Consider the following 10,295-nt stretch of genomic DNA (forward strand, 5'->3'; position numbering starts at 1 on the left):
AGTGATTAACCCGTCGGGGTTAAACCCTCACATTGCGTCCCGGCAACGATGATCGCTGGCTGGTTTCCCAATCCTGGACCAGACCGATGGGCGCATCGGACGCCGGCAGCATGCTGCGCCCTCGAACCAGATCGGAAGCCCGCTCAGCCAGCATGATGGTCGGTGCGTTGAGGTTGCCGTTTGGCTCGGTCGGGAACACCGACGAGTCAATCACCCGCAACCCCGCGATACCCCGCACACGCAGCTCCGAATCAACCACAGCCATCTCGTCTTCACCCATACGGCACGAGCCGCAGGGATGGTAGGTGCTTTCGAGGTTTTCACGCACGAAAGCGTCGATTTCTTCGTCGGTGTTCACCTGTGGCCCGGGCGCGATTTCGCCGTCGCGGAAGCGGTCCATCGCCGGTTGGCCGATGATCTCGCGGGTCAGGCGGATGCAGCGGCGGAAGCCCTCACGGTCTTCTTCGCGTTGCAGGTAGTTGAATTGAATCTGCGGATGCTCGTAAGGGTCAGCGGAGCGCACCCGAACATAACCGCGGCTCTTGGGTTTGTTCGGCCCGGTGAGCACCATGAAGCCATGGCCCTTGATCGGTTTGTTGCCGTCATAACGCATGGCTGCGGGCAGAAAGTGGAACTGAATGTCCGGCCAGCGCAGGCCCTTGTCCGAGCGAATGAAACCACCGGCCTCGAAATGGTTGGTGGCGCCGAGCCCGTCCTTGAACAACAGCCAGCGCAGGCCGATCAACAGTTTGCTCAGCGGGTCCATTTTGCTGTTGAGCGTCACCGGTTCCTTGCAGCCGAACTGGATGTACACCTCGGCGTGATCCTGCAGGTTCTCCCCTACCCCCGGCAGGTCATGGCGCACGCCAATCCCGGCTTTGCGCAGGACCTCGGCCGGCCCGATACCGGAGCGCTGCAACAGGTGCGGCGAACCGATAGGCCCCGAGGAAATCAGCACCTCACGGTTGCAAAAGACCTGGTGCGTCTGGCCTTCGTGGTCATACATGACGCCGACGGCTCGCTTGCCTTCAAGGATGATCTGACGGGTCATTGCATGGGTGATCACGGTCAGGTTCGGACGGCCCATGGCCGGGCGCAGGTAAGCATTGGCCGTGGAGCAGCGCACGCCGTTTTTCACCGTCATGTGCATGGCGCCGAAGCCTTCCTGCATGTAGCCGTTGCAGTCATCGGTCTTGATGTAGCCCGCTTCTGCGCCGGCCTCGACCCAGGCTCCGTACAACGGGTTTTTCATGTGATTACCGTTGGTGGTGTGCAAGGGGCCGGTGCTGCCGCGATAGCCGTCACCGCCCTCCTCGTAATGCTCGGCCCGTTTGAAGTAAGGCAGGCAATTGCGATAGCCCCACCCCTCTGCACCCAGCGACTCCCACTCGTCAAAGTCATACGCGTGGCCACGGATGTACACCAGGCCATTGATCGACGACGAGCCACCCAGCACCTTGCCCCTTGGACAGTGAATGCGACGTCCGTTAAGAAAAGGCTCCGGCTCGGTCTCGTAGCGCCAGTTGTACTTCTTGGTGTTCATCGGGATCGAAAATGCGCTCGGCATCTGGATCACCACACTGCGATCGCTGCCGCCGAATTCCAGCACCAGGACCGAGGTGGCCGGGTCTTCGCTGAGGCGGTTGGCCAACACACAACCTGCCGAGCCGGCACCGATGATGATGTAGTCGTATTTTTGCGTAGCCATGATTATCTCCGGACCGCCGATTCGTTGAAAACGTGCAACGAAGGCAGGGTCAACTTGTCGCCGGTGGTGTATTGCGGGAATGTTTTTTCGATGTGCTGGATGACGGCTTCTTCGCGCTTGAGGTCGATCGAGCGGCTGAACCAGTAGTACACCAGCCCCGACACGATCAGCCCGACGAGCCAGGCGATATCGATGCTGCCGAGCGCTTTGGCGAGCGGGCCGACATAGACCTCACGCTGTTCAACACCGTCGTAGATGTAGAAGAACGGGATCATCGAAATGAAGCCGATGGCATACGCCGCGATGCCGCGCAGGCCCCAGCTGCCGTAGATGTTGTCGTGGGGCATGAAGAAGTGCGGGATGGCGTAGCGACCCTTGCGGACGAAGAAGTAGTCGGTCAGGTTGACCGAGGTCCAGGGCACCAGGAAGTACAGCATCACCACCAGGTAGATGCCCAACACCGACAGGCCTTTGCCCGAACTCTGAATGCTCAGGGCCACGCCCAGTTGCAGCAGGATCACGAAACCGATCGCCAGGATGCGCGCCTTGCGGGTCGGCTCGATGTGCTTGATGGAGTCGACACAGGTCAGCGTGGTCAACTTCGCGCTGTAGATGTTCATGGCGATGACCGGCAGGAACGCCAGGATCGTGACAACCACCACCACAGTTCCCATCAGCGGCGACACGGTGTTGCCGACTTGCCCAAGGGCCACCAGCACGTCCGTGGAATGCAGGTGATCGGCCAGCCAGCCACCCACGGAAATCATCCATGCTCCGGACAACGAGGCACCCAGGAACACCACCGCGATCAGTTTGCCGCTGGAGGTGTTCTTCGGCAGGTAACGCGAATAGTCAGACACATACGGGGCGTAAGCGATGTTGTAACTCGCCGCTGCTGCGAACTGGGCGATGAAACCCGTCCAGTTGAAGCCCAATGGCGCCGGGGTCACTTCACCGGCTGCGAGTACCGGCACCGCAGCATCGGGAACCCAGCCCATCAGCACCGCCAACGTCACCAGACCGTAAAGCGGAAGCGACAGGTACAACGCCCATTTGAAACTGCGGTGCATCCAGTCATGCCCGAGGATCGCCAAGACGGCCGCCGGTATCGTCACCGCCACCGCGATTACCGCAGGGTTGAAGCCGAATAGCGTGTGCAGCCCCTGCATCATCAACACCAGGTTGACGATGTTGAAACCGGCGAACACGAACAGCGTCGCCAGCAGCACCAGGATCACCCCGCGATAGCCGAACTGCGCACGGGACTGGATCATTTGCGGCAGGCCAAGGTGTGGACCTTGCGAGCCGTGAAACGCCATGAACAGCGTGCCGAACATGATGCCCAGCGTGCCGGCCAGTGTGGTCCAGAGCGCGGTCAGGCCGACGCTCGGGCCAACGAAGCCGATGGTCATGGTGAAGAAGGTGAAATTGCCGAGGAACCAGAACGGGCCCTGGCTCGACAGTTTGTCGGTGCGCTCGTTTTCCGGGATGAAGTCAATCGAATGGCTTTCGACGACGGATTTGTCGTCCAGGACCGATACGCTCAGGGCTGACTTGGCGTTAGTGTTCATGATGGTCTCTTATTGTTGGAAGATCATGACGAGGTAACTGCATTCTTTGGGTAACGACGTCCCTGTGGGAGCGGGCTTGCTCGCGAAGGCGATGTGTCAGGCGACATTGATGCTGAATGTCCCGGCATCTTCGCGAGCAGGCTCGCTCCCACAGGGATTGAGTCAGCCTTGACTCAGGGAAGCGTGATCCAGACCGCCTTGGTCTCCAGCAGATAATCGAGCTGCTCCGCGCCCAGGTCCTTGCCGAATCCGGACTGCTTGTAGCCACCGAACGGCATCGACGGGTCGAGGGTGCCGTGGGCGTTGACGTAGACCGAACCCGCTTTCAACCGTGGGATCAGGCTGTGCACCTTTCCAAGGTCATTGGAATACAGTGCGGCCGCCAGGCCGTAGGGCGAGTCATTGGCCAGGGCCACGGCCTCTTCTTCATCGTCGAACGGTGCGGTAACCAGCACCGGGCCAAAGATCTCTTCCTGGACGATGCGCATGTCGTTGCGGCAATGGGCAAAAATGGTCGGTTCGACGAAGAAACCCGGGCCTTCGACAGGCTGGCCGCCGTAGACCAGTTCGGCGCCTTCTTGCTTGCCGGTTTCTATGTAATCGGTCACTCGCTCCTTCTGCAATGCCGAGACCAACGGGCTGATGAAGCAGTCTGGATCCAGGCCCGGTGCGATTTTCAGCGTGCGGGTGTAGGCGATCAGTTCGCGCAGGAATTCGTCGTAGACGCTGCGATGAATATAGGCGCGAGTACCGGCATCACACACCTGGCCGGAGTTAAAAAACACGCCGTTGGCAATCGCCTGGGCGGCGGCCGGCACGTCGGCATCGGCCAATACGATTACCGGTGATTTTCCTCCGAGTTCGAGGGTTAGTCGCTTCATTTCGTCCAACGCGGCGCGGCCAACGGTACGGCCGACCGGGGTCGAGCCGGTGAAGGTGAGCTTGTCGATACCGGGGTGCGTGGCCATGGCCGCACCGACCACGCTGCCGCGTCCGGTCACGATGTTGATCACCCCGTCCGGGATGCCGGCTTCCTGCACCAGTTCGGCAAAGCGCAAGGCCGACAGCGACGTCAGTTCGGCGGGTTTGACCACCACGGTGCAACCGGTTGCCAGGGCGGCACCGAGCTTCCAGGCCATGGTTTGCAACGGGAAGTTCCAGGGCACGATGGCGCCGACCACACCTACCGCTTCCTTGCGGGTATAAGCCAGGTAATTGCCCGGCAGCGACGGTTCAACGGTTCGGCCATGCAGCTTGGTCGCCCAACCGGCGAAATAACGCAGCGTATCGACCGTGCCCTGGATGTCGACATCCCGCGCGAAGGCGACTGACTTGCCCATGTCGATCGATTCGATTTCCGCCAGTTCGGCGGCGTTGCTTTCAATCAGGTCCGCCAGGCGTTGCATCAGCCGTTCGCGCTCTGCCGGTTTGGCCTGATGCCAGGCGCCACCGTCAAACTGTGCGCGGGCAGCTTGCACCGCACGGTCCAGATCCTCGGTAGTGCCCATCGGAATACGCGTGATCAAGCCCTCGGTCGACGGTTCGATAACGTCGGATGTCTGCCCGTCGCTGGCCTCGACAAAGGCGCCACCGATGAACATCTTCTGAACCTTGCTGAGGAAGGTCTGGGTGGCCTCGGATACACCAAATTTTTGCAAATACTGCTTAACGATCGTGTCCATTTTCATTCCCTCTGTGCGGCGCTCAGATCACGCCGTGGCCGTGGTGGTTGCGCTCATGGCGTGCCGTGCTTGAGCCCGCTCGTGGAAGATGAAACCAATGCTGTTGAGCAGCAGTTGCGCCGCCAGAATCGAGGTCATGCCGGAAGGGTCATAAACCGGTGCAACCTCGACCAGGTCCATGCCAACGATGTTGCCTTGGCTGCGTTTGGCCAGGGCCTGGATGATTTCCAGCACTTCGTAATAGAGGAAGCCGCCGTGACTTGGGGTGCCGGTGCCAGGGGCGATGGACGGGTCGAAACCGTCGATGTCGATGGTGATGTAGTAGTTGATGTTTTGCGGGATCAACGCCAGCACACCTTCGACGCCGAGGCGGCGCACATCACGGACCGAAAGGATCTTCGAGCCGGCCGCGTGGGCTGCTTCGTAGTCGTCGCGATTGGACGACGACACGTTGCGGATGCCCATCTGGGTCATGCCGACGATGTGGTTCATTTCGGACGCGCGGCGCAGCGGGTTGCCATGGCCGTAGCGAACACCATGACGCTCATCAACGAAGTCCAGGTGCGCGTCGAAGTGGATGATGTGGATCGGGCCACGGCCTTCGAACGCCTTGATCACTGGCGCGTGAACCGAGTGATCGCCACCGAGTACAACCGGCATGACACCGGCATCCAGAATCTTGCGCACGGCGTATTCGGTGTTCTCGTTACTGGTGACCATGTCGGTGTGCACGATATCGGCATCACCCACATCGACCATGCGCACGTCGGAGGCGGTCAGGTACATGACGTCATCTTCGTGGTCATAGGCGCCGGCATGGCCGAAGGAAAACAGGGTCGATGCCTCACGAATGCCACGTGGTCCGAAGCGTGCGCCGGAACGCCACTGGGTGCCCATGTCGTTGGGCACGCCGAGGACCGCCACGTCCGCATCCAATGCATCCCAGTCGGTGCACACCGGGGATTTACCAAAGGTGCAGTGACCCACGAATGGCAGGTTCAGGCGACCGGATTCATAACCGTTGTTCGACATTTCAGGCATCTCCAATTCTTGTTATCAGCTAGCGGACGTGGAAGGCGACCGCCGTTGGAAATGACTATGGGCGCAGGTTTTCGTGGAAAAAATGCTAAACATCAGATACTCATATCGGCATTACCGATGCATCCACACGCGGGAGGTTCAAGGTGATCCAGCTGCACGATGTCGATCTGAAACTGCTCAGGGTGTTTGCCACGATTGTCAGGTGCGGCGGTTTCTCTGCCGCGCAGGCGGCGTTGAATGCCGGCCAGTCAACCATCAGCGAACAGATGACTCATCTGGAAACCCGGCTCGGGGTCAAACTCTGTCAACGCGGGCGCAGCGGCTTTCGCCTGACCGAGCAAGGTGTGGCGATCCACGAAGCCACTCAGCGTCTGCTCTCGGCGGTGGAAAATTTCTGCATGGACGCCGACGTGCTCAAGCAGCACATCAGCGGCAAGCTCAATCTGGGGATCATCGACACCACCATTACCGATCCCGATTCTCCACTGCCGCGCACCACCCAGCGCTTCGTATCCAGAGGGCACGACGTGCACCTGAACGTGTACGTCGGCACCCCCGCAGAACTGGAAGAACGCGTGCTCGACGGTCGCCTGCACTTGGCCATCGGGCACTTCCCGATCTACGTTCCGGGGCTGTTGCACTCGCCGCTGTATCAGGAAGCATTGGGGTTGTATTGCGGACGGCGGCATCCGCTGTATGGCAGCAAGGCCGAAGGCGACGAACTGCTTGAAGAGATTGCCGCAAGCCGGATTGTCGTCAGGGGCTACATGCAGCAATACGACCTGGAACACTTGGGTGTGAGCAAAGCCGCTGCGACCGTCGACAACATCGAAGCGCTGGCGATTCTGCTGATTTCCGGCGCCTATCTGGGCTTTCTGCCGATGCACTTCGCCGCCCAGTGGGTCAAGACCGGCGAGATGCACCAACTGGCGCCGACGAGCCTGCAACTGATGTCGCCGTTCGACGTGATCACCCGACGTGGCACCGCGCCGCCGCCGATCCTTCAGGCGTTCCTTGAGGATCTGGCCGCCTGTTCGCGTGCCACCCGCACCACCTGACAGACACGGCGGGTGCCGGTCATACTCATTCTGTTCGCAACCCTTGCAGGCCACCCTATGCGCATTCACGTCACCTTCATCGACCGCGTCGGCATCACCCAGGAAGTGCTGGCCCTGCTCGGTGGGCGCCGTTTCAATCTGGATGCCGTCGAGATGGTGCCGCCCAACGTTTACATCGATGCCCCGACCCTCGGCGCCGATGTGCTGGAAGAGTTGCGCGAGGCTTTTCTTGGCGTGCGGGGCGTGCAAGCGGTGACGATGGTCGACATCCTCCCGGGGCAGCGCCGACGCTTGCAACTCGATGCCTTGCTGGCGGCCAGCACCGACCCGGTGTTGGCGGTGGACGAGCGCGGTCATGTGCTGCTGGCCAATCCGGCGTTGATTTCACTGTGCGGTCGAGAACCGGCCGGTGAGCCGCTGACGGCGCTATTCGATGATCCTTCGCTGCAACACACATTGATCGAACACGGTTTTCGGCTGCCCATGCACGAAGTCAGTCTCGGTGGCCAGACGCTGCTGCTGGACGCGATGCCGATCACCGATGCCGGCGCCCTGCTGACCCTGTATCAACCGAACCGCATCGGTGAACGCCTGTCGGCGCTGCATCATGACCATGCCGAAGGTTTCGACGCGCTGCTCGGCGAGTCCCCGGCGATTCGGACCCTCAAGGCCCGCGCCCAGCGTGTTGCAACGCTCGACGCACCGCTGCTGATTCAGGGCGAAACCGGCACCGGCAAAGAATTGGTGGCGCGTGCCTGCCACGCGATCAGCGCCCGGCATGACTCGCCCTTCCTGGCCCTGAACTGCGCGGCACTGCCGGAGAGCCTCGCCGAAAGTGAGTTGTTCGGCTATGCCGCGGGCGCCTTCACTGGCGCCCAGCGTGGCGGCAAACTCGGCCTGCTGGAACTGGCCGACCAGGGCACAGTGTTCCTCGACGAAGTCGGTGAAATGTCGCCCTACCTACAAGCCAAGTTGCTGCGCTTTTTAAGCGATGGCTGCTTCCGTCGGGTGGGTGGCGATCGTGAGGTCAGGGTCAATGTGCGGGTCCTCAGCGCGACTCACCGCGACCTGGAGAAAATGGTCAACGAAGGCAGCTTTCGCGAGGACCTGTTTTACCGCCTCAATGTGCTCAATCTGCAAGTACCACCGTTGCGCGAGCGCGGCCACGATATCCTGTTGATGGCCAATCACTTCATGCAACAGGCCTGCGCGCAGATCCAGCGTCCGGTCTGTCGCCTGGCGCCCGGGACCTATCCGGCGCTGCTCGGTAACCGCTGGCCGGGCAATGTGCGGCAACTGCAAAACGTGATCTTCCGCGCCGCGGCCATTTGCGAAAATCCGCTGGTGGACATCGACGACCTCGACATCGCCAGAACGGCGGTGGAGCGGCAAAACGACGGTGAGGTCGGCAGCCTGGAAGAGGCCGTCGAAGGCTTTGAAAAGCACCTGCTGGAACAGCTCTACCGCAGTTATCCCTCCAGCCGTTTACTGGCGGCACGCCTGCAAACTTCGCACAGTGCGATCGCTATCCGGCTGCGTAAATACGGCATTCCGAACAAGTCGTGAAGCCTCTACCGGAACACAATCCCGCCAGCAGCACTGCCCCTGTGGGAGCGAGCCTGCTCGCGAAAGCGGTGTGACAGGCGACATAAATATCGACTGACACTCCCTTTTCGCGAGCAGGCTCGCTCCCACAGGAGATAGGCGTCTTAAAATTAATACAGCGTATCGAAATCAAGACAAACCCCTCTCGACGCGTCTGGCCCAGACTTCGCTCCCTCCTCTGCGCATGTCTGTATTGATTTCAATACGGAAGTTGCGCACCAATTCTGCTAAAAACACCTCAACTATTTGATTTTTAAGCAATAAATAACATTGGCACCGCCCTTGCTATCAACCCTCAAGCCACGCTCGTTGCCCGACACGAGCCTGTCCATCGCCATCCGCCACCAGTAGCGGATGAGTCTGAACAATGAGGAGTTGATATGAACGAATTGCGTTTTACCGTCGATCACGAATGGCTGCGTCTTGAAAGCGATGGCCTGATCACTGTGGGGATCACCGCTTATGCCCAGCAAGCGCTGGGTGACGTGGTCTTCGTTCAGGTGCCTGAACTTCGCACCTTCGGCGCTGGCGATGAGGTGGCGGTGCTGGAGTCGGTGAAAGCGGCCAGCAGCGTGTACATGCCGCTGGATGGCGAAGTGGTCGAGGTGAATTCGACGCTGGAAAGCTCTCCCGAATTGATCAACGAAGACGCACTGGGTGAAGGCTGGTTCTTTCGTATGCGCCCCAGCGACCCCACCGCAATGGACAGTCTGCTCGACCAGAGCGCTTACGAGCGCCTGACCAACGACGACGCTTGAGGATTTGCGTATGACCACCCTCCTCGACACCCGCAACGAATTCATCGCCCGCCACATCGGCCCGCGTACCGGCGACGAGCAAGCCATGCTCAACAGCCTCGGCTTCGACTCGCTGCAAGCCCTGAGCGCCAGCGTCATCCCCGACAGCATCAAGGGCACCAGCGTCCTCGGCCTCGAAGACGGCCTCAGCGAAGCCGATGCCCTGGCCTTGATCAAGTCCATCGCCGGCAAAAACCAGCTGTTCAAGACCTTCATCGGCCAGGGCTACTACGGCACCCACACGCCGTCGCCGATCCTGCGCAACCTGCTGGAAAACCCGGCCTGGTACACCGCGTACACGCCGTACCAGCCGGAAATTTCCCAGGGCCGTCTCGAAGCGCTGCTGAACTTCCAGACCCTGATCAGCGACCTCACCGGCCTGCCGATCGCCAACGCCTCGTTGCTCGACGAAGCCACCGCCGCCGCCGAAGCCATGACCTTCTGCAAACGCCTGAGCAAGAACAAGGGCAGCCACGCCTTCTTCGCCTCCGTGCATTGCCACCCGCAAACCCTTGACGTGCTGCGCACCCGCGCCGAGCCATTGGGCATCGACGTGGTGGTGGGCGACGAGCGCGAACTGACGGACGTGACGCCGTTCTTCGGCGCTCTGCTGCAATACCCGGCGAGCAACGGTGACGTGTTCGATTACCGCGAACTGACCGAACGCTTCCACGCCGCCAACGCCTTGGTCGCGGTGGCCGCCGACCTGCTGGCCCTGACCGTGCTGACCCCGCCGGGCGAGTTCGGCGCCGACGTGGCCATCGGCAGTGCGCAACGCTTCGGCGTGCCGCTGGGCTTCGGTGGCCCGCACGCGGCGTACTTCTCCACCAAGG

General features: G+C 60.9%; 7 protein-coding genes and 1 pseudogene. 4 read left to right on the forward strand and 4 right to left on the reverse strand.

Annotated features, from left to right (window positions below; genetic code table 11):
• Positions 1 to 19: 19 nt before the first annotated feature.
• The 4 genes from betA to speB form a co-directional block, all read right to left on the reverse strand.
• Positions 20 to 1,708 carry a choline dehydrogenase gene (gene betA / locus IB252_RS17715; RefSeq protein ID WP_192409726.1) on the reverse strand — a complete coding sequence of 563 codons (1,689 nt, stop codon included), beginning with the start codon at positions 1,706 to 1,708 and terminating at the stop codon, positions 20 to 22.
• A gap of 2 nt (positions 1,709 to 1,710) precedes the next feature.
• Positions 1,711 to 3,279: a purine-cytosine permease family protein gene (locus IB252_RS17720; RefSeq protein ID WP_192409727.1), complete on the reverse strand. Its 1,569-nt coding sequence runs from the start codon at positions 3,277 to 3,279 to the stop codon at positions 1,711 to 1,713.
• Between the two features lie 173 nt (positions 3,280 to 3,452).
• A complete protein-coding gene (locus IB252_RS17725; protein WP_192409728.1) occupies positions 3,453 to 4,961 on the reverse strand; it encodes an aldehyde dehydrogenase family protein in 1,509 nt (502 codons plus the stop codon).
• Positions 4,962 to 4,988: 27 nt separating this feature from the next.
• Positions 4,989 to 5,993 carry an agmatinase gene (speB, locus tag IB252_RS17730; RefSeq protein ID WP_192409751.1) on the reverse strand — a complete coding sequence of 335 codons (1,005 nt, stop codon included), beginning with the start codon at positions 5,991 to 5,993 and terminating at the stop codon, positions 4,989 to 4,991.
• A gap of 152 nt (positions 5,994 to 6,145) precedes the next feature.
• Here speB and IB252_RS17735 point away from each other — a divergent pair, with 152 nt between their 5' ends.
• The 4 genes and pseudogenes from IB252_RS17735 to IB252_RS17750 form a co-directional block, all read left to right on the forward strand.
• A complete protein-coding gene (locus IB252_RS17735) occupies positions 6,146 to 7,060 on the forward strand; it encodes a LysR family transcriptional regulator (protein ID WP_192409729.1) in 915 nt (304 codons plus the stop codon).
• Between the two features lie 57 nt (positions 7,061 to 7,117).
• Positions 7,118 to 8,626, forward strand: a complete 1,509-nt coding sequence (locus IB252_RS17740; protein WP_192409730.1) for a sigma-54-dependent transcriptional regulator — start codon at positions 7,118 to 7,120, stop codon at positions 8,624 to 8,626.
• 419 nt (positions 8,627 to 9,045) lie between these two features.
• Positions 9,046 to 9,423 carry a glycine cleavage system protein GcvH gene (gcvH, locus tag IB252_RS17745; RefSeq protein WP_192409731.1) on the forward strand — a complete coding sequence of 126 codons (378 nt, stop codon included), beginning with the start codon at positions 9,046 to 9,048 and terminating at the stop codon, positions 9,421 to 9,423.
• A 10-nt stretch (positions 9,424 to 9,433) separates the two neighbouring features.
• Positions 9,434 to 10,295, forward strand: a pseudogene (locus IB252_RS17750) (glycine dehydrogenase (aminomethyl-transferring)); the annotation flags it as partial.

Origin of the sequence: Pseudomonas sp. PDM10, assembly GCF_014852295.1 — a bacterium.
Taxonomy (GTDB): domain Bacteria; phylum Pseudomonadota; class Gammaproteobacteria; order Pseudomonadales; family Pseudomonadaceae; genus Aquipseudomonas.

What these genes read in the sequence shown, in the direction of transcription:
- betA (WP_192409726.1), bottom strand. Translation starts at nt 1,708, where the DNA reads ATGGCTACGCAAAAATACGACTACATCATCATCGGTGCCGGCTCGGCA.
- IB252_RS17720 (WP_192409727.1), bottom strand. Translation starts at nt 3,279, where the DNA reads ATGAACACTAACGCCAAGTCAGCCCTGAGCGTATCGGTCCTGGACGAC.
- IB252_RS17725 (WP_192409728.1), bottom strand. Translation starts at nt 4,961, where the DNA reads ATGGACACGATCGTTAAGCAGTATTTGCAAAAATTTGGTGTATCCGAG.
- speB (WP_192409751.1), bottom strand. Translation starts at nt 5,993, where the DNA reads ATGTCGAACAACGGTTATGAATCCGGTCGCCTGAACCTGCCATTCGTG.
- IB252_RS17740 (WP_192409730.1), top strand. Translation starts at nt 7,118, where the DNA reads ATGCGCATTCACGTCACCTTCATCGACCGCGTCGGCATCACCCAGGAA.
- gcvH (WP_192409731.1), top strand. Translation starts at nt 9,046, where the DNA reads ATGAACGAATTGCGTTTTACCGTCGATCACGAATGGCTGCGTCTTGAA.